The organism is Corallococcus exercitus, from assembly GCF_042231735.1.
Classification (GTDB): Bacteria; Myxococcota; Myxococcia; order Myxococcales; family Myxococcaceae; genus Corallococcus; species Corallococcus exercitus_B.
In genome coordinates, this window is record NZ_CP102577.1 from 8449844 (window position 1) to 8468280 (window position 18437).

General features: G+C 68.6%; 16 protein-coding genes. 8 read left to right on the top strand and 8 right to left on the bottom strand.

Annotated features, from left to right (window positions below; translation table 11 throughout):
- The first annotated feature begins 42 nt into the window (after window positions 1–42).
- From NR792_RS33950 to NR792_RS33960, 3 genes are read left to right on the top strand one after another with little or no spacing between them, the layout of a single operon-like run.
- Window positions 43–1311 (top strand): CinA family nicotinamide mononucleotide deamidase-related protein, encoded by a 1269-nt coding sequence (locus tag NR792_RS33950; RefSeq protein ID WP_375756859.1) that lies wholly within the window; start codon window positions 43–45, stop codon window positions 1309–1311.
- A complete protein-coding gene (locus NR792_RS33955) occupies window positions 1308–2807 on the top strand; it encodes a hypothetical protein (protein WP_375756860.1) in 1500 nt (499 codons plus the stop codon). The genes NR792_RS33950 and NR792_RS33955 overlap by 4 nt, the downstream gene beginning before the upstream one ends.
- Window positions 2808–2864: 57 nt before the next feature.
- A complete protein-coding gene (locus NR792_RS33960; protein ID WP_375756861.1) occupies window positions 2865–3374 on the top strand; it encodes a DUF1285 domain-containing protein in 510 nt (169 codons plus the stop codon).
- Here NR792_RS33960 and recA read toward each other — a convergent pair.
- Window positions 3371–4396 carry a recombinase RecA gene (recA, locus tag NR792_RS33965; protein ID WP_375756862.1) on the bottom strand — a complete coding sequence of 342 codons (1026 nt, stop codon included), beginning with the start codon at window positions 4394–4396 and terminating at the stop codon, window positions 3371–3373. The genes NR792_RS33960 and recA overlap by 4 nt on opposite strands.
- Before the next feature lie 281 nt (window positions 4397–4677).
- Between recA and NR792_RS33970 the strand changes: the two genes are divergently transcribed.
- Window positions 4678–6057 carry an NAD(P)/FAD-dependent oxidoreductase gene (locus NR792_RS33970; RefSeq protein ID WP_375756863.1) on the top strand — a complete coding sequence of 460 codons (1380 nt, stop codon included), beginning with the start codon at window positions 4678–4680 and terminating at the stop codon, window positions 6055–6057.
- Here NR792_RS33970 and NR792_RS33975 read toward each other — a convergent pair.
- The 5 genes from NR792_RS33975 to NR792_RS33995 all read right to left on the bottom strand — a co-directional run bounded on the left by NR792_RS33975 (window position 5980) and on the right by NR792_RS33995 (window position 10343).
- A complete protein-coding gene (locus tag NR792_RS33975; protein ID WP_375761741.1) occupies window positions 5980–7614 on the bottom strand; it encodes a YifB family Mg chelatase-like AAA ATPase in 1635 nt (544 codons plus the stop codon). The two genes, NR792_RS33970 and NR792_RS33975, sit on opposite strands and share 78 nt — an antisense overlap.
- Before the next feature lie 207 nt (window positions 7615–7821).
- Complete coding sequence (locus NR792_RS33980) at window positions 7822–8337, bottom strand: ExbD/TolR family protein (protein WP_375756864.1); 516 nt, start codon at window positions 8335–8337, stop codon at window positions 7822–7824.
- Window positions 8337–8750: a biopolymer transporter ExbD gene (locus tag NR792_RS33985; protein ID WP_014394198.1), complete on the bottom strand. Its 414-nt coding sequence runs from the start codon at window positions 8748–8750 to the stop codon at window positions 8337–8339. Before NR792_RS33985 ends, NR792_RS33980 begins: the two co-directional genes overlap by 1 nt.
- A gap of 100 nt (window positions 8751–8850) precedes the next feature.
- The gene (locus tag NR792_RS33990; protein ID WP_375756865.1) at window positions 8851–9525 is read right to left on the bottom strand and encodes a MotA/TolQ/ExbB proton channel family protein; all 675 of its coding nucleotides are present in this window, start codon (window positions 9523–9525) and stop codon (window positions 8851–8853) included.
- Between the two features lie 74 nt (window positions 9526–9599).
- On the bottom strand, window positions 9600–10343 hold the full coding sequence (locus NR792_RS33995; protein ID WP_375756866.1) for an energy transducer TonB: 744 nt from the start codon (window positions 10341–10343) through the stop codon (window positions 9600–9602).
- Window positions 10344–10574: 231 nt separating this feature from the next.
- On the opposite strand from NR792_RS33995, the gene NR792_RS34000 reads away from it, so the two are divergent.
- The 4 genes from NR792_RS34000 to NR792_RS34015 all read left to right on the top strand — a co-directional run bounded on the left by NR792_RS34000 (window position 10575) and on the right by NR792_RS34015 (window position 17225).
- On the top strand, window positions 10575–13757 hold the full coding sequence (locus tag NR792_RS34000) for a TonB-dependent receptor domain-containing protein (protein ID WP_375756867.1): 3183 nt from the start codon (window positions 10575–10577) through the stop codon (window positions 13755–13757).
- Window positions 13758–13787: 30 nt separating this feature from the next.
- The gene (locus NR792_RS34005) at window positions 13788–14528 is read left to right on the top strand and encodes a hypothetical protein (RefSeq protein ID WP_375756868.1); all 741 of its coding nucleotides are present in this window, start codon (window positions 13788–13790) and stop codon (window positions 14526–14528) included.
- A gap of 115 nt (window positions 14529–14643) precedes the next feature.
- Window positions 14644–16188 carry a radical SAM protein gene (locus NR792_RS34010; protein WP_375756869.1) on the top strand — a complete coding sequence of 515 codons (1545 nt, stop codon included), beginning with the start codon at window positions 14644–14646 and terminating at the stop codon, window positions 16186–16188.
- 98 nt (window positions 16189–16286) lie between these two features.
- The gene (locus NR792_RS34015; protein ID WP_375756870.1) at window positions 16287–17225 is read left to right on the top strand and encodes a hypothetical protein; all 939 of its coding nucleotides are present in this window, start codon (window positions 16287–16289) and stop codon (window positions 17223–17225) included.
- Window positions 17226–17238: 13 nt separating this feature from the next.
- Here NR792_RS34015 and NR792_RS34020 read toward each other — a convergent pair whose 3' ends face one another.
- Both NR792_RS34020 and NR792_RS34025 read right to left on the bottom strand, forming a co-directional pair.
- Window positions 17239–17844: a hypothetical protein gene (locus NR792_RS34020; RefSeq protein WP_375756871.1), complete on the bottom strand. Its 606-nt coding sequence runs from the start codon at window positions 17842–17844 to the stop codon at window positions 17239–17241.
- Window positions 17845–17870: 26 nt separating this feature from the next.
- Window positions 17871–18428 (bottom strand): DUF4920 domain-containing protein, encoded by a 558-nt coding sequence (locus NR792_RS34025; protein ID WP_375756872.1) that lies wholly within the window; start codon window positions 18426–18428, stop codon window positions 17871–17873.
- Between the last annotated feature and the right edge of the window lie 9 nt (window positions 18429–18437).

Here is an 18437-nt window from a genome sequence, read left to right on the forward strand (position 1 = left end):
GACCGTGCCCTCCCGGCCCGGGGCCGCTAGGATGCCCGGCCCATGCGCGTCGAGCTGCTGTGCACCGGTGACGAGCTCGTCACCGGCCTCATCACGGACACCAACAGCACCTACCTGGAAGCCCGCCTCTTCGACCTGGGTGTGAAGGTCGCACGGGTGACGGTGGTGGGGGACGTGCGTCCGGACATCACGGGCGCGCTGCTGGAGGCCTCGGCGCGCGCGGACGTGGTCATCGTCTCGGGAGGCCTGGGGCCCACGGCGGACGACTTCACGCTGGAGTGCGCCGCCGCGGCGGCAGGCGTACCCATGCAAGAGGACGCACGGGTGCTCGGCTGGCTGAAGGAGCGCTACGCCGCGCGAGGCATGGCCATCAACCCGGGCGCCCTCCGCATGGCGCGCATCCCCGAGGGCACCGAGCCGGTGCGCAATCCCCAGGGCTCGGCGCCGCTGGTCATCCAGCAGCTCGGCCGTGCCCACCTGTTCTTCCTGCCGGGCGTCCCCCGCGAATACCGCGCCCTGGTGGACGGCGAGGTGCTGCCGCGCGTGCGGACCTGGCTCGCCGCCGAACCCCACCGCACGTTCCGCGCCTTCCGCCTGCTGCGAACGGTGCGCCTCCCCGAGTCCGTGCTGAACGAGCGGGTGATGCCCCTGGCCCCCAGCCATCCCCGGGTGGTGTTCGGCTTCCGGACGCACGCGCCGGAGAACCACCTGAAGCTGATGGCCGAAGCCCCCTCGCAGGCGGAGGCCGACGCCGCGCTCGCCGCCGCGGAGGCCGCCTGCCGGCAGGTGCTGGGCGCGCATGTCTACGGCGCGGATGGCAGCGAATACGCCCCCGTCCTCCTGGGCCTGCTCGCGCGTGCCGGCCACACGCTGGCGGTGGCGGAGAGCTGCACGGGAGGCCTCGTCGCGCAGGAGCTCACGGCCGTCCCCGGCTCCAGCCAGGTCTTCATCGGAGGCGCGGTCGCCTACTCGGAGAAGATGAAGTCCGCCTGGGTGGGCGTGTCCCCGGACATCCTCGCGAAGCACAGCGCCGTGTCGTCCCAGACGGCGCTCGCCATGGCGGAGGGAGTCCGCGCCGCCTGCGGTGCCTCGTTCGGCCTGTCCGTCACGGGCTACGCGGGACCCGGCGGAGGCACGCCCGAGGACCCCGTGGGCACCGTGTACTGCGGTCTTGCGGGTCCCGGCATGGAACCGCGCTGCGAGCGGATCTCGCTCGCGGGTGACCGGGACCGGGTCCGTCTGTTCGCCGCGTCCCATGTGCTGGAGATGTTGAGGTTGCACCTGCTCGCCGCCGCCCCCGTGTCGCCATGAGTCGCTCCAAATCAAAGCGTCCCCGTCCTTCCCCCGTGGAAGCGCCGTCCACGGTGCCCCCGGCCCCCGCCACCGCGAGCGAGCCGGTCCCGGCCACGCCCGAGTCCTCCGCGCCGCTCGCCAGCCCCACGGCTGCGATGGAACCCACCCATCCCCCCACGCCTCCAGCCGGAACAGGAGCGCATCCGGTGCGGAGCGCGGTGCGCCTGTGGCTGTCGGCCTACCGGGTGGAGGTGATGCTGTTCCTGGTCGCGTTCGCGGTGCTGTCCAGCTTCAGCTCGCAGCGCTTCCTGCGGCAGAGCGCCGCGCCGCACTTCATCTACCAGGCGCAGTCCTGGCTGGAGGGACGGCTGGACGTGGATCCGCAGGTGTTGCCCAACCTGGAGGACTGGGCCTGCGTGCGGGTGGTGGATGGGCACAAGGTGCGGTGCGAGGGGCGCCTGCTCCGCGATGACCGCTGGTTCGTCAGCTTCCCGTCCTTCCCCGCGGTCGTGATGCTCCCCTTCGTCGCGCTGCACGGCTACCAGTTCAACGACACGTCTTTCGGCGTCTTCGTTGGCGCGCTCGCGGTGGCGCTCTTCTACTCGCTGCTGCGCTTCCTCGCGCAGGAAGGGGAGACGGAGCGCAACCGCAACGACAACGTGGTGCTGTCGCTGGTGCTCGCCTTCGGCACGTTGTTCTTCTACTGCGCCATCCGGGGCGAGGTCTGGTTCAGCGCGCAGGTGATGGGCGTGGCGCTCACGTGTCTGTACGTGCGCAACGCCGTCAAGGCCCGGCGCCCCGTGCTCGCGGGCGTCTTCTTCTCCATGGCCGTGCTCACCCGCACGCCGCTGGTGTTCGCGGGCCTCTTCTTCGTCCTGGAGGCGCTCTGCCCGGGCCCGGACCGGCTGACCCAGCTCAAGGCCCTTTCCACCGCGTGGAAGCCCGCCCTCCGCAAGCTCGTGCTCTTCGGCGCGGGGGCCGCACCCCTCGCGCTGCTCGCCGCCGCCTACAACGTCTACCGCTTCGGCAAGCCGGGGGAGTTCGGCCACTCGTACTTCTACAACAACCGGGTGAACGCGGACATCGACCGCCTGGGGCTCTTCAACCTCGAGTACCTGTCGCGCAACATCCAGGCCGCGTTCCTCAAGCTGCCCCAGGTGTCGTTGTCTCCGCCCCGGTTGTCGTACGACCCGCATGGACTGACGCTGCTGCTCACGCTGCCCCTGCTGGTGTTCCTGCTGGTCCCCCGCACGCGTCCCCGGCTGCACTGGCCCCTGTGGCTGACCGTGGCGGTGTGCGCGCTGCCGGGCCTGTTCTACCAGAACACCGGTTACATGCAGTTCGGCTTCCGGTTCAGCCTGGACTACACGCCCTACCTGTTGCTGCTCTTCGCCATTGGCGGATGGTCGCTGCGCAACCGCGCGGTGGTGGCGGTGCTGGCGCTTGGCGTGCTGGTGAACTTCTGGGGAGCCGTGGCCTTTCGTGGCTACACGGAGTTCGTGCGGAACTGGTAGGGCTCCAGGACCCGGCGGCTTGAATCCGCCGGGCCCCACCCGCACATCAAGGGCGACATGCAACCTCCCACCGGGCAGCCCCCTCCAGGCAAGCGTTGGCACACCCGTGAGGACAGCGGCATCCGCCTGGATGCGGCGTTGCGCTGGTGGCACGACGACGAACCCATCGAGCATCCGAAGATCATCGAGCTCTTCAACGCCTCGCTGGTCCTGGACGACGACGGGCGCTACCAGCTCCGCATCGCCCCGGACTGGTGCTACGTCCAGGTGGAGGACGCGGCCTATGAAGTGCGCACCGTGGACGTCACGCCGGATGAGCGTGTGTCCCTGCGCCTGAGCGACCGGACGGCGGAAGGCCTGGACCTCGGGTCCCTCCAGCTCACGCCGGAGGGAGTCCTCACCTGCCGCGTGAAGCAGGGCAGGGCGAAGGCCCGCTTCTCTCGCGATGCGCAGTACCAGTTCGGTGAGCTGCTGGAAGAGGCCCCTGAAGGGCACCTGGTGCTGCGCGCGGGCCAACGCCAATGGGAGGTCCCCCTCTCGCTGGAAGCACTCCAGGCCGCGCCCTAGGCGGCCTCGGCGGACGCGGGCGGCACGGAAGGCGCCGTGGTTCCCACCAGGTCCCGGGCGAGGGCCTCCAGGACGTCCGGGTGCTCTCGCAGCCACTCGCACGCCCGCTCGCGGCCCTGGCCGATGCGCTCACCCCGCAGGCTGAAGTGGCTGCCCGACTTCTCCACCACGCCCGAGCTCACGGCCAGGTCCAGCACCTCGGCGGCGCGGTGGATGCCCGTGCCGTAGAGCACGTCGAACTCCGCCTCCTGGAACGGGGGCGCCAGCTTGTTCTTCACCACCTTCACGCGGGCCCGCGAGCCCACCACCGCGTCACCCTCCTTGAGGTTGCCCGTACGGCGGATCTCCATTCGCACCGACGCGTAGAACTTCAGCGCGTTGCCACCCGTCGTCGTCTCCGGGTTGCCGAACATCACGCCAATCTTCATGCGGATCTGGTTGATGAAGATGATGCAGGTGCCCGAACGGCTCACGGCGCCGGTGAGCTTCCGCAGGGCCTGACTCATCAGCCGCGCCTGGACGCCCATGTGCGCGTCCCCCATCTCCCCTTCGATTTCCGCGCGGGGCACCAACGCCGCCACCGAGTCCACCACGATGAGGTCCACGGCGCCCGAGCGCACGAGCTGCTCGGTGATTTCGAGCGCCTGCTCACCGGTGTCCGGTTGCGCCACGAGCAGTTCCTCCGTGCGCACCCCCAACTTGCGCGCATAGGACAGGTCCAGCGCGTGCTCCGCGTCGATGAAGGCCGCCACGCCTCCCACCGCCTGCACCTGGGCAATCGCATGCAGGGTGAGCGTCGTCTTGCCGGAGGACTCGTTGCCGAACAGCTCCACCACGCGTCCTCGCGGATAGCCCCCCACGCCCAGCGCCCGGTCCAACCCCACCGAGCCCGTGGGGATGACCGCCACCTTCTGCTCCGGTGCGTCCGCGCCGAGCGTCATCACCGCGCCCCGGCCGAACTGCTTCTCGATGGACGCCACCGCCGCCGCCACTGCCTTCAACTTCTCCGTCAGCCTGCTCATCTCGTCTGACTCCCTCGCCGCCCTGCGGGCTGGATGCCTCGGCGGTGGGCAGAGCAACGGTCATGCCGCGCGGGCTTCCGGGGAGAGGGACCTGCAAGGGCGTCCAGGTCCGCCCGGTCCGTCCGAAGCAGCGGAGCGACAAGGCTGTCTCCCAGGGGCTGAGAAGGTGCAATGGGAGGACATCCGCGCATAAGCAGACACGGGGGGACGTGACAGGCCAGCTTTGTGGGTTGAATGGCTTTGCATTGAATTCCGGGCAGGTCGGCGTGACATCTCCTCCCGTGAATACGACCCGTGAGAACCTTCCCCATGTGGTCATCCTGGGAGGCGGCTTCGGCGGCCTCTACGCGGCCCGGTATCTGCGCAAGGCAGGGGTTCGCGTCACGATGGTGGACCGTCACAACCACCACCTCTTCCAGCCCCTGCTGTACCAGGTGGCCACGGCGACGCTCAGCCCCAGCGACATCGCCGCGCCACTGCGGGCGATGCTCGGACGCAATCACGTCCAGGTGCTGCTCGCGGAAGTGACCGGCGTGGACACCGCGCGCAAGCGCGTCCTCCTGGCGGACGGTGAGCTGGCGTACGACTTCCTCATCGTGGCCACCGGGGCGACGCACTCGTACTTCGGCAATGATGCCTGGTCGCGGCACTCGATGGGGTTGAAGACCGTCGAGGATGCCCTGGAGATCCGCCGCCGCGTGCTGCTCGCCTTCGAGCAGGCCGAGCGTGAACCGGACCCCGAGCGCCGCCGCGCGCTGCTCACCTTCGCCATCATTGGCGCGGGCCCCACGGGCGTGGAGCTGGCGGGAGCCCTGGCGGAGATCAGCCGCAATTCATTGTCGGGGGACTTCCAGAACATCGACCCCCGGGATGCGCGCGTCATCCTCATTGAAGGCATGGACCGCGTGCTTCCCACCTATCCCGAGAACCTCTCGGGCGAGGCCCGCGGAGTGCTGGAGAAGCTCGGCGTCGAGGTCCGCACGGGCACCCGGGTGACGAACATCGACGCGGCGGGCGTGGACATGGGCACCGAACACCTGGCGGCCCGCACGGTGCTCTGGGCCGCGGGGGTGGAGGCCTCGCCCGTGGCCCGGTCGCTCGGTGTGACGCTGGACCGGGCAGGCCGCGTCCCGGTGACACCCGAGCTCACCGTGCCCGGGCATCCCGACATCTTCGTCGTGGGCGACCTGGCGCTCGTGAAGCAGGACGACGGGAGTGCGGTCCCGGGCGTGGCGCCCGCGGCGATGCAGGAGGGCAAGCACGCGGTGCTCAACCTCCGCCGCCAGCTCGCGGGCCAGCCCATGCAGCCCTTCCGCTACTGGGACCGGGGAACCTACGCGGTCATCGGCAGAGGCCATGCCGTGGGCGTGGCCTTCCGCCGCGTCAAGCAGTCAGGCTTCATCGCCTGGCTGGCCTGGCTCTTCATCCACATCACCTTCCTCATCGGCTTCCGCAGCAAGCTGGCCGTGCTGCTCAACTGGGCCTACTCGTACCTGACGTTCGGCAGGTCGGCGCGCATCATCACGGGCCCCGCGCCCCGTCTGGATGAGCGGAGCGTGCATCCCTTGCCCTCCGGGGAAGGGTCAGCCCGCGTAGGGCGGGAAGTCGTAACTTCCGTCGTTCTCGGAGGGCTGGTGCCTGACAGGCGAGGGGAGGGGTGAAGTCGCTGCGCCCTGGGTGTTGGTGTGCAGCCAGCCCCGGCGGTCCAGCATCCGGCAATCGACGGCGAGCCGCAGGTCCACGTCCTCGATACGTCCGTGGTCCTCCAGGTCCGCGCGGGTCAGCGCCAGCTTGAGGATGCGGTCGTGCGCCCGCGCGGAGAGACCATGTTGCTGAACCGCGTTCTTCAGTTCCTTCTCCGCGTTTGGGGACAGCGCGCAGAAGCGGCGCAGCAGATGTGACGGCATCTGTGCGTTGCAATGCACGCCTGGCGTGTCCTGGAAGCGGACGCGCTGCCGCTCACGAGCGGCCTGTACGCGCTGCCGGTAATACTGGCTCGGCTGCTCCGGCGTCTTCGCCGCGAGGTGGTGGTACTCCACCGGCCGCGTCTGCACGGTGATGTCGATGCGGTCCAGCAACGGCCCACTGATGCGCGTGTGATAGTCGAAGACGCGGTGCTCGCGGCAGGTGCACTTGTGCCCCGGGACGTTGAAGTAGCCACAGGGGCAAGGGTTCATCGCAGCGACCAGCATGACGCGGCACGGATAGGTGATGTGCTGGGTCGCCCGCGCCAGATGGATGACTCCTTCCTCCAGGGGCTGTCGCAGCACCTCCAAGACGTTCTTCCGGAACTCCGGAAGCTCGTCGAGGAACAGCACCCCATGATGCGCCAGGGACAACTCTCCCGGACGCGCCATGGGGCCTCCACCCACGAGCCCCGCGTCGGACAGCGTGTGGTGGGGCGAGCGGAACGGCCGCTCCCGCACCAGCGCCTGGTCGTCTCCCAGCAGTCCCTGGATGGAGTAGACCTTCGTCACCTCCAGGGCCTCATCGAACGTCATCTCCGGCAGGATGCCTGGCAGCCGCCGAGCCAGCATCGTCTTGCCTGAGCCTGGAGGCCCGGCCATCAAGAGGTTGTGGCCGCCGGCCGCCGCCAGCTCCAATGCGAGCTTCAGCTCCGGCTGCCCGCGCACGTCGGCCATGTCCGCGGCCTCCAGGCGACGAGCTCCAGCCCCTGTTCCCAGGCGTGTCAGCGACGTCAGGGGCGCCTCGCCCGTGAGGTGCCCCACCGCCTCGCGCAGGTGGGCCACAGGCAGCACCTGGATTCCCTCCACCAGCGCCCCCTCCGCGGCGTTCGCGGCCGGCACCATGATCCCGCGATAGCCGCCATTCCGGGCCGCCACGGCCAGGGGCAGCACGCCCTTGATGGGTTTGATGGAGCCGTCCAGCGACAGCTCGCCGCCAAAGAGGTAGTGCCCCAGCGGCTCCTCCTCCATCAGCCTCGCCGCGGCAAGGACGCCCAGGGCGATGGGCAGCTCGAAGGCTGCCCCCTCCTTGCGGATCTCCGCGGGAGCCAGGTTGACGGTGATCCGCTTCTGCGGAAGGTCGAACCCGGCGTTCTTCAGCGCGGAGACCACCCGGACCTTCGACTCCCGGGCTGCTCCCTCCGGCAGCCCCACGACGTTGAAGTAGGGCAGGCCGAGCGCCATGTCGACCTCGCACTCCACCACCACCGCGTCGATGCCCATCAACGCCCCTGACCGCACCCTCGCCAGCATCGTCATCCCCCTCTCATCCGCGTACCGGGGCAGGGGAGAGCAATGCACGTACCGAGGCCTTGCCCCCTGGGAGGGCCCGTCATGGCCATCCGCCGCGCCAGACGTCGGGTCCCGCTCGGGGACGCGGGGCCTTGAAAAAGAGGAAGCCCGCTGGCGTCGGAACGCCAGCGGGCTTCGGATGGAATCAGCGCAACCTGACCGAGTGGATCAGGGCGTCGGCGCGGGGGCGGGCGCCGGTGCCGCGCCGTCCGGCGTGGTCTGCGTACCCTGGATGACCGCGTTCTGGGGAAGCTCGGTGGCCATGCCCAGGATCTTCGCTCCCGCGGCGCGGGCGCCGTCGAGCGCCACCACGAGCTTGCCGTAGTTCGCCGCGTCGTCCGCCATGAAGAAGACGACCTTCTCGTCCGGCTTCTTGGCGTTCAGCATCCGCTTGAGGCGGGCGACGTAGTCGGACGCGGGGATCTGTTCCGTGTTGATGGAGTAGGCGCCGGCCTTGTCCACCTGCACGACGATCTGCTGATCATCGGGCTCCGGCGGCGGCTGGTTCTCCTCCACCTCCGTCTCCGGGACCCGGACGAGGATGTCCTTCTCCAGGAGGGGCGTCACCACCATGAAGATGATGAGGAGCACCAACACCACGTCCACCAGGGGCGTGACGTTGATCTCCGAGTTCGGCGCGGACGCGGGCTTGACCCACTGACGCTGCTTGTGTCCTCGGGACATTACTTCTTCTCCTCGACACCCAGGGCGATCTGCTTCGCCTTCGCCTTGCGGGCCGTGTCCAGAACCTTGCGCACATCGCCCACGTTCAGGGCGTTGTCGCCCTTCAGGAGGATCTTCTTGCCTGGATCCTTCACCAGCTCCGCGGCGATCTTCTCCTGGAGGCCCTTCTCGTCGACCTCGTCGTTCTCCACGAACATCTTCTTGTCCGGGGTGATGGAGAGGATCAGCGGATCGGCGTCCGTCTTGCCTTCCTTCTCAATCTCCGTGGCCTTGGGCAGCTCCACGGACTTGCCGCGCTGGAGCATGGGCGTCACGACCATGAAGATGATGAGGAGCACCAACACCACGTCCACCAGGGGCGTGACGTTGATCTCGCTCTTGATGCCCCCTTTGGGGCCTGCTGACATTCCCATGCGTGCACCTGTGTCCGGGAAGGGATTCCCACCCCGGGGCGGCACGGCTTCTCAGCCGGGCCACCCTCATGGGTGGGGGTCCCAGGGTGTGGGCTACGACTCAGGCCGCGTGCGAACCGCCGCCCACGTGCCGCGCCACCACGTCCAGGAACTCGTTGGAGGACTCGGAGATGTCCACGGAGCGGGCATCCACCCAGCCCTGCAGGAAGTTGTAGGCCATAACCGCGGGGATCGCCACGAGCAGACCGAACGCCGTGGTGATGAGCGCCTCGGAGATACCGGCGGAGATGGTCGCCAGACCGCCCGAACCCGCGGCCGCCATGAGCTGGAAGGCGTTCACGATACCCATCGTGGTGCCCAGCAGGCCGACGAACGGGGCCGTCGAACCGACGGTGGCCAGCAGGCCCAGGCCGCGCTTGAGGCTCTGCACCTCGCGCTGCGCCTGGCGCTCCAGCGCGCGGGCCACGGACTCCACCGCCAGGTCCTTGTTTCCGGGGCTGATCCGGTACGCCGTCAGGCCGGAGTTGATCACGCGGCCCAGGTGGCCCACGTCCTTGCCCAGGTTGGTGTTCGCGGCGGTGGTCAGGTCGCCCTTCGCGAGGATCGCGCCCATCTTGGCGGCGAAGTTGCGGCTGTCCGAGCGGGTCTTGCGGAAGACGATCATCCGCTCCGCCATGACGACCAGCGACGCCACCGACATGATGGCGAGGGTGAAGATGATCATGCGGGCGAAGAGGCCCGTGTGGTGCCAGATATCAAGCAGGGTAAATTGCATGGCTGTGGAGCGCTCCTCCTCACGAGCGCGAGGTGATGTTCGGCGGACTGCTCAAGCGGGGCTGCCTGCCCGGATCAGCGCGGCAGCTTCAGGTTGAAGTTGAACGTGTACTGAACTTCCACCGGCCTGCCCTGGAACGTGACCGGCTTGTAGCGTGAGGCGGTGAGCACGTCCATCACGGCCTGCTCCATGTGAGGGAGCGGCTTGATCGTGCGGCAGCGCTCGACCTTTCCCTCGGTCGTGATGACGCACTTCACGATCATCAGACCCTGCACGCGCGCCTCGATGGCCTCACGCGTATAGGAGACTTCGGGACCCGCGATCTTCTCGGGACGCGTCATGCCCTGGCCGAACGCCAGCACATCCGTCCCCGTTCCACCCAGCTGACCGCCCACCACGCCGCCAATCACACCGCCGACCACGCCACCCACCACGCCGCCCGCGACGCCGCCTTCGACGCCACCCTCGACCTCGGACTCGCTCGCCTCTTCCTCGGGCTCGGGCGCCTCCTCGGTCTCCTGCGGCTTCTGCTGCGGGATCTCCTTCGGCTGGACGATCATGTCCTTGGGCTTCTTGGGCGTGACCTTCTTCTCCGTCTTCGGCTTCGACGCCGGAGGAGGCGGAGGAGGCGGAGGAGGCGGAGGCGCCATGGTGGCCTTCAGCGTGACCTCGACCTCCTTCTCCTCCACGGGAGGCGGGCGCGTGGAGAGATAGGCCACAAGACCCAGCAGGCCGACATGGAGCACCGTGGAAACGCCAGCACCCACGCCGAAGCGCGACCTGGGTCCTTGCCCGCGGTCAAGGACTGAATCGAACATGCACGTAACTCCTCTTCACCAGTGGACTACCCGTCCCCGCCATGCCCGGATTGAAGGGCGGCCACCATACAGAAAAGGGTTCCGGGTTCAAGCAACCGTGTTTGGCGCCGCAAACGTGATCGCGCCAATGCCCCACTGGTCACCAAAAAGCAACGGTCTATTGACAACTGCTTGACCTCGGATATTTTCCGGAGTCATTTTCGGTTGCAGCCCACCTTGGAGGGGTTTGGTATGCAAGTGAAACAAGTACTTCGGGAAACCGGAGTCGTCCTTGCTGCGGGTCTGTTGTACGGATCCGCGGCTTTCGCGCAGTCCAGCGTCATCATCGGCACTGTCATCAACACTGAGGACAAGAAGCCGGCAGCTGATGTCGTTGTGACCGCCACCTCGCCCAATCTTCAGGGCGAGCAGACCGTGGTTACCGACGCACAGGGTAACTACCGTATTCCCCAGCTTCCACCGGGCACGTATACCCTGCGGTTCGAGAAGGAGACGTTCAAGCCTTACGCTCGTCCCGAAATCCAGCTGCTCCTCAACCGCACCATCCGCGTGAACGTGGAGCTCCTGCCGGACTCCTTCACGCAGACGGTGGACGTTATCGGCACGCCGCCGACGATCGACGTCGGTTCGACGAACCAGGGCGTCAACGTCGATCAGGAGTTCATCAAGCGCATCGCGGTGGCCCGTCCGGTGGGCAAGGGTGGCGCGACGCGCTCCTTCGAGTCCCTGGCCGAGCTCGCCCCGGGCGCCCAGTCCGACCAGTACGGCGTGTCCATCAACGGCACGACCTCGCCTGAGAACGGCTACGTGGTGGACGGCCTGTCCACGAACGACCCGGCCTTCGGCGTGAACGCCAGCCCGCTCAGCATCGAGTTCGTGCAGGACGTGAACATCATCACCGGCGGCTACATGCCGGAGTTCGGTCGCTCCACGGGCGGTGTGATCAACGCGGTGACCCGGTCGGGCTCCAACGAGTTCCACGGCTCCGTGTTCGCCAACTGGACGCCGGGCGCCCTGGAAGGCAACCGCAAGCTGGTCATCGAGGACGGCACCACGGTCACCGGCCTGAACGCCCTGAGCAACCTGGGCGACTTCGGCGCGACCCTCGGCGGCCCCATCCTCAAGGACAAGCTCTGGTTCTTCGCCGGCTTCGCGCCGTCGTTCCAGCGCTACGAGCACACCCGCGCCCTCAACGCCTTCACGCTGGATGACGACGGCGCGGTGGCGAAGGATGCGAACGGCTTCAGCGTCGTCCAGCAGATCCCGGGTTCCGAGCGGACGTACTTCGCGGACTCCCGCACGATCCAGTTCATGGGCAAGCTGACGTACCTCATCAACCAGGACCACAACGTGTCGTTCGCCCTGAACGGCACCCCGACCGTGTCGGGTGGTCTGGGCAAGCTGCAGATCAGCCCCCGCTCCGGTGGTCTGCCCGCGGCGCAGAACACGCGCCCGGACGACATCGGCCAGACCGAGAACCGCGCGAACACCACGGCGCTCGCCCTCAAGTACGCGGGCGCGTTCATGGACAAGAAGGTCCTGGTCGACGCCAACCTCGGTTGGTTCCACCAGACCGCGGGCACGCCTCCGGCGGACGGCACCGCCATCGGCGAGACCAACGGCCTGGCGGGCTACGCCCTGGCGCAGTACACCCGCACGCGTCCCCTGACGCAGTTCGAGAACATCCCGAACGCGGAAGAGTACTGCGGCACGACCGCGGCTGAGCAGGCCCTGCGCTGCCCGGCGACGAACTACTACGTCGGCGGCCCTGGCTTCATGTCCGAGGCGACGCTGGACCGTTACCAGATCAACGCCAAGGCCACCTACCTGCTGAACGCCCTGGGCACGCACGTGTTCAAGGCGGGCGTGGACACGGAGTTCCTGACCTTCGACCAGAAGAAGGCCTACTCCGGCAGCGTGTTCCTCCAGGAGAGCAGCGGCACGGTGAACGGCCGCCGCATCTGGGTGGACAACCGTCGCTACGGCTACCAGACGGCCCCGGACACCCCGGTGTTCGAGACCCTGCAGCAGTCCTCCACGAGCGGCACCACCATCGGTGGCTTCCTCCAGGACAGCTGGTCCATCGCGAACCGCGTCACCCTGAACCTGGGCGTGCGCTACGACGTGCAGTCCATGTACGGCGGCGACGGCAACCTGGCCCTGAAGCTTGGCAACCAGTGGTCGCCCCGCATCGGCGCCGTGCTGGATCCGTTCGCCAACGGCCGCGCGAAGCTGTTCGTCAACTTCGCCCGGTACTACGAGCAGGTTCCGCTCAACATGATGGACCGCGCCTTCCCGGGTGAGCGCCGCTTCAGCGCGCGTCGTTACCTGGCGGAGCCGGGCGCCGCGGGTGGCTGCGATCCTTCCACGCTGGAAGGCCAGCGCGGCAACTGCGCGGACACGGCGTACATCGCGCCGCGCGCGGAGAACACCCCGAACGCGAACCAGCTCTACTCTGGCGGTCTGGTGCAGAACGAGCCGGTCGATCCGGACATCGAGCCCCAGTCCTCCGACGAGTTCGTGGTCGGCGGCGAGTACGAGCTCCTGGCGAACACCCGCCTGGGCGCGACCTACACGCACCGCGACATGAACAAGGTCATCGAGGACATGAGCCGCGATGACGGCAACACGTACTTCCTCGGCAACCCCGGCAGCGGCTTCGCCAAGGAATTCCCGACGCCGGTGCGTGACTACGACGCGGTCACCGTCTACCTGAACCGTACGTTCACGGAAGGCTGGCTGGCGCAGGCGAGCTACACGTGGTCCCGCCTGTACGGCAACTACCCCGGTCTGTTCCGTCCGGAGAACAACCAGCTCGATCCGAACATCCTCGCGGACTTCGACCTGATTGCCCTCCTGAACAACCGCTCGGGTCTGCTGCCCTTCGACCGCACGCACGCCATCAAGGTGTTCGGCGCCAAGGAGTTCAACATCTCCAACGCGCTGTCCGCGAGCATCGGTCTGTCCTACCGCGGCAACTCCGGCACGCCGATCAGCTACCTCGGCGCCTACCCGGGCTACGGCCAGGATGAGACGTTCATCCTGCCGCGCGGCACCGGCGGTCGCACCCCGTGGATCAACAGCGTTGACTCCAACGTGGGCGTGAACTACCGCGTGAGCAAGGACAGCGTGGTGTCCTTCACCCTGGACGTGTTCAACCTGTTCAACTTCCAGGGCGTGGACAGCGTGGACGAGTCCTACACGTTCTCGCAGGTCCTCCCGGTCTACGACGCGAAGACCAAGACCCCGGGCACCGTGGCCGACCTGCCGTCGGACGGCAACGAGGGCCGTGTTCTGCGCGCGGACGGCTCTGGCGAGTTCCTGCCGGCCGATGAAGTGAACAAGAACTACAAGAACCCGGACCGTTACCAGGCCCCGCGGCAGATCCGCTTCGGTGTCCGGTACACGTTCTAACCACCCGACCACGTGAGGAAGATCAGCAACATGCGCAAGAGCATTCTTTCGACGGTGGTGATGCTGGGAGCCGCGGGCAGCCTGACCGCCTGCGACTTCGAGCAGCCGAACCCCGGGTGCATCGTTCAGGACGCGTCGTTCGCGAACTGGTACGCCAAGTACGACGCGGTCGGCGTTCCCACGGGCGCGGACTGCAGCCGGTTCGAGCCGCTCACGGGTGAGCAGCTGGGTGTGTGGAAGTTCGCGGACCCGAAGCTGAACACGGCCAAGCTGGTGATCCGTCCCCTGACGCTCGCCGGCCTGGGCCAGTTCGACGCGACCAACACGTTCGACGGGCTGCAGGCGACGGGCAACCTGTCCACGACGACGGACGCGGAGGACTTCTGCTCGGCGACGGACTTCAACTCGGCGGGCGTCAACGCGACCACGGGCAAGGCCAACGAAGGCGAAGAGGACGAGATCGACTACTCGGTCAACCCCACCCAGAAGACGTACCAGTTCGCCAACGTCCGGGTGTACTCGAGCCCTGGCGCGCCGGGCACGCAGATGACCGGCGAGCTGACCTACACGAGCAACGGCTGCACCGCGCAGTACGTCATGCGCGCGGTCTGGCCGGTGACGGGTTGCGACCCGGATGCGGATCCGACGCTGGAGGAGAACTTCGTCGACACGTGCGGCCTCGGCTCCGGTATCAACCCGGACTTCGCGGTGACGTGCGACCCCGAGCTCGGGTTCTGCGTCCCGACGAACCCCATCCCGTCTTTCAAGTAGTCGGCACTGACCGACCCTGAAGGCCAACGCGGCCCCGGCAGCCCCTCCCCCACGCGGGAGTGGCGGTCCGGGGCCGCGCTGTTGTTAGTGTCTGGAATCCACTGTCAGGAGGACCATGGAGGGCCGATACGAACTCATCGAGCACGTCTGCTCGCTTCTCGCGGACGAAGTGGGGACGCTCCGCAAGGAGGCGCCCTACCGGGTCGCGCTCTGCTACCCGAGCCCCTACCACGTGGGCATGAGCTCGCTGGGCTACCAGGCCATCTACCGGGAGGTGCATGCGCACGCGGGCGCGACCGCCGAGCGTGTCTTTCTTCCCGATGATGTCGAGACATACAAGAGAACAAGGACGCCATTGTTTACCTGGGAATCCCAGGCACCGGTGTCTGGCTTTGAAATGCTTGCATTCTCCGTGGCCTATGAGTTGGAACTCACGGGTTTGTTCACGATGTTGGAGTTGTCTGGTTTGCCGGTTCTTGCCTCGGAGCGGGATGCCAGGCATCCGCTGGTGGTGGCGGGCGGCCCGCTGACGTTCTCCAACCCGGATCCGCTGGAGCCCTTCGTGGACGTGCTCGTCCAGGGCGAGGCGGAGGATCTGATCCACGTGCTGCTGGAGGCCGCGGCCTCCATGGAGCGCGAGGCGCTGCTGGATCACCTGTCGAAGGTCCCCGGCTTCCGGGTGCCCGGGCGGGGCGGGGCGCGCTACCACGTGGCGAAGGCGACGGACGCCCGGCTGCCGGCGCGCACGCAGATCATCACGCCGCACACGGAGCTGCGCTCGATGTTCCTCATCGAGCCGGAGCGGGGCTGCTCGCGTGGCTGCCACTACTGCGTCATGCGCCGCACGACGAATGGCGGCATGCGCACGGTGCCTCCGGAGCGGGTCCTGTCGCTCATCCCGGACCATGCGAAGCGCGTGGGACTGGTGGGCGCGGCGGTGACGGACCACCCGCGCATCGTGGAGCTGCTGCGCACCATCGTGGATTCGGGACGCGAGGTGGGCGTGTCCTCGCTGCGCGCGGACCGGCTCACGCAGGAGCTGGTGGATCAGCTGCGGCGGGGCGGGGCGACGAACCTCACGGTGGCCGCGGACGGGGCCTCACAGAAGATGCGGGACCTGGTGGACCGCAAGCACTCCGAGGAGCAGATCGTCCGCGCCGCGCGGTTCGCGCGCACCGCGGGCATGAAGCAGCTCAAGGTCTACAACGTGGTGGGCCTGCCGCACGAGGACGACGCGGACATCGACGAGCTGATCCGCTTCACCACGGAGCTGTCGCGCATCCTGCCGGTGGCGCTGGGGGTGGCGCCCTTCGTGGCCAAGCGCAACACGCCGCTGGACGGGGCCCCCTTCGCGGGGCTGCGCGAGGTGGAGAACAAGCTGGAGCGGCTGCGCAAGGGCCTTCGCGGCCGGGCGGAGGTGCGGCCCACGTCCGCGCGCTGGGCCTGGGTGGAGTACATGCTGGCCCAGTGCGGCCCGGAGGCCGGGCTGGCCGCCATGGATGCCTGGCGCGCCGGGGGCAGCTTCGCCGCGTGGAAGCGGGCCTTCCAGGAGCGCGGGTGCGAGCCGTACCTGGCCCGCCGCGTGGAGGACGGGCGGCGCCAGCCCACGGTGTGGCCCGTCGTGCCGGGCCGCCCGCCGCCCCAGCCGTCCGCCGCCTGACGGGGCCCGCAAAGGCCGTATTCGCCGGGCTCCGCTTTCGCTAGAAGACGGCCAGCGGGGCCGATGGCCGGCACTCGCATGGCCTCGGAGAGCATCTGGTGAGCACGCAGCGCGTGGAAAAGTCGTGGCAGAAGACGGGCCTCAAGGACTACTCGACGGAGGCCCTGCTGGGCACGCTGGGGCACTACGGCGTCCCCGTGGGCGAAGAGGACTACCGCAAGCTGGCGGAGTCCGCCTATCCGCTCGGCATCGCCCAGCAGTGGGCGGCGAAGTGGAAGGGCACCGGCCCGTTCAAGGACTACGTCGTGGCCGCGGCCGTGGAGCTGTGGCGCCGGTGGATGCCGGACCGCGTGTCCCCGCAGGACTTCACGCAGGGGCTGGCGACGCTGATGCAGGTGCTCGTGCACAAGCTCAACGGCGCGAAGGAGGCCCCGGTGGCGTCCGCCTTCGAGCACGTGAAGGCGCTGCGCTCGAAGCTGACGGTGGATGACAAGGGCGCGCTGCCCCAGCCGTTCCTCCAGGAGGCGCTGGCGCCCTTCTCGGAGAAGGACGCGGAGCTGTTCGACAGCCTGGCGGAGTCGCTGGCCGCCCAGGGGTACCTGGACGACGCGACGGCGTTCGCCGACCTGGAGGAGTTCCTGCTGCCCGACCGGCGCGGCATCTCCCAGGCGGTGGTCCGCGCCGCGAAGGGCGAGCGCGAGCCGGCCATCCAGGACCTCAAGAACCTCATCCACGACACGGCTCGCGCGCCCATCTCGCGCCTGCTGGCGGTGGACGGCCTCATCCACCTGCAGGCGTGGATTGACGCGTCCGTCGAGGGCCGCGGCCTGCTGGCGGAGGCGGAGAAGGCCAACGACATCCACCTGGCGCTCGACCTGGTGCCCCGCCTGGAGCACGTCTTCAAGCAGCAGAACGACCGGTCCGCGCTCCTGGAGCTGATGGGTACGCAGGAGCGGCTGGAGGCCCTGCACGACAAGATGCACCCGGGCCACCGGGCGCACCGGCACCAGCACGCGCAGCCGCAGCGCCGCCGCTAGGCGGAAAGCCGCGCTACGTCCCCGTGCGCCGGGGGCCCTGGGCTTCCGGGGCCTCGGGCGCCTGGGGTTCGCTGGCCGCGGAGGTCGTCGCCGAAGCCTCCGCGTCCGACGTGCCGGGCGTCACCGGGACCGGGCGCTTGAGCTTCACCGTGACGACGCCGGGCACGCCTTCCGCCACGTCCCGCACGGGCACCACGGCGCCCACGGTGGTGTAGCGGATGGCACCCGTCTGGGTGAAGGCGTGCTTGAGGGCGTACTCCTTCGCTCGGGGGAGGAACCACTCACGCACCCGGGGCAGGGGCAGCGCGTGCAGCTCGCCCTGCGTGAGGAACACGTACAGCATCAGGTCCGCGCCGCTGTAGAGGAAGCAGCCCGGAGTGTCCTTCTCCAGGTTCGAGATGAGCTCGAAGAAGTAGCGGCGGCGGGTGGCCTGCCGGTCTCCCTTCACCTCGATGCCGCGCACCTCGCCGGAGGGCAGCTCCCAGAGGAGGTCCACGCCCCGGTGCTGGAAGCGCGGATCCAACTGCACGTCGTGCACGCGCGAGCCGGGCTCCGTCTCCAGGAGCCACGCGCGGGCGTGCTGCACGGCCCGGTCGGCCGCGCCCTGCACGCCCCGCATGCTGAAGCTGCGTCCACCCATCGCGGCTAGCGGCGCAGCTCGACGCCGGAGGCCACGAGCTGCACCTCGCGGGGCTTGCCGTCGGTGCCGCGCGGGACGATGGCGCCCTCGGCCTCGTAGTGCTTCGCGTGGGCGTCGCTCAGCTCCGCGACCTTCACCACGCCCTCCACGCGCGCCTGCGAGCCCGCGGAGTCCAGCGGGACGAAGAAGCCGTAGTCCTTGAACGTCACGCGCACGCCGGGGCTCTTGGCGTCCTGGGCCAGCTCCATCCAGCAGCCCTTCTTCTCACACGCCTTGCGCACCTGGCCCTCCACGCGCACGACCTTGCCGTCGTGGGCCTGGGGCTTCGCGAGCAGCTCCGAGAGCTTCACCGTCTTCTCGCCCTTGAGGGGCTCGCCGCGGGTGAGCGTCCAGCCGGTGTCGGCGGCCTTGGCGGCCTCGGGCGTCTTCGCGTCGGCGGGGTGGTGGCAGTCGCTCGACGCGGCTTCGGCCTTGGCCTTGGCGGGCGCGGGCGTCTTGTCCGCCGCGAGGGCCACGAGGGGAGCGGCGACCAGCATCACGAGAGCGGTGCGGAGCATGTGCATGCCCGTTCG

Bases quoted from the DNA above. Each gene is read 5' to 3' on its own strand.
- NR792_RS33950 (WP_375756859.1), top strand. From the start codon at position 43: ATGCGCGTCGAGCTGCTGTGCACCGGTGACGAGCTCGTCACCGGCCTC.
- NR792_RS33980 (WP_375756864.1), bottom strand. From the start codon at position 8,337: ATGTCCCGAGGACACAAGCAGCGTCAGTGGGTCAAGCCCGCGTCCGCG.
- NR792_RS33985 (WP_014394198.1), bottom strand. From the start codon at position 8,750: ATGGGAATGTCAGCAGGCCCCAAAGGGGGCATCAAGAGCGAGATCAAC.
- NR792_RS34005 (WP_375756868.1), top strand. From the start codon at position 13,788: ATGCGCAAGAGCATTCTTTCGACGGTGGTGATGCTGGGAGCCGCGGGC.
- NR792_RS33960 (WP_375756861.1), top strand. From the start codon at position 2,865: ATGCAACCTCCCACCGGGCAGCCCCCTCCAGGCAAGCGTTGGCACACC.
- NR792_RS33975 (WP_375761741.1), bottom strand. From the start codon at position 7,614: ATGCTGGCGAGGGTGCGGTCAGGGGCGTTGATGGGCATCGACGCGGTG.
- NR792_RS33955 (WP_375756860.1), top strand. From the start codon at position 1,308: ATGAGTCGCTCCAAATCAAAGCGTCCCCGTCCTTCCCCCGTGGAAGCG.
- NR792_RS34010 (WP_375756869.1), top strand. From the start codon at position 14,644: ATGGAGGGCCGATACGAACTCATCGAGCACGTCTGCTCGCTTCTCGCG.
- NR792_RS34000 (WP_375756867.1), top strand. From the start codon at position 10,575: ATGCAAGTGAAACAAGTACTTCGGGAAACCGGAGTCGTCCTTGCTGCG.
- NR792_RS34020 (WP_375756871.1), bottom strand. From the start codon at position 17,844: ATGCGGGGCGTGCAGGGCGCGGCCGACCGGGCCGTGCAGCACGCCCGC.
- recA (WP_375756862.1), bottom strand. From the start codon at position 4,396: ATGAGCAGGCTGACGGAGAAGTTGAAGGCAGTGGCGGCGGCGGTGGCG.
- NR792_RS33990 (WP_375756865.1), bottom strand. From the start codon at position 9,525: ATGCAATTTACCCTGCTTGATATCTGGCACCACACGGGCCTCTTCGCC.
- NR792_RS34025 (WP_375756872.1), bottom strand. From the start codon at position 18,428: ATGCACATGCTCCGCACCGCTCTCGTGATGCTGGTCGCCGCTCCCCTC.
- NR792_RS33995 (WP_375756866.1), bottom strand. From the start codon at position 10,343: ATGTTCGATTCAGTCCTTGACCGCGGGCAAGGACCCAGGTCGCGCTTC.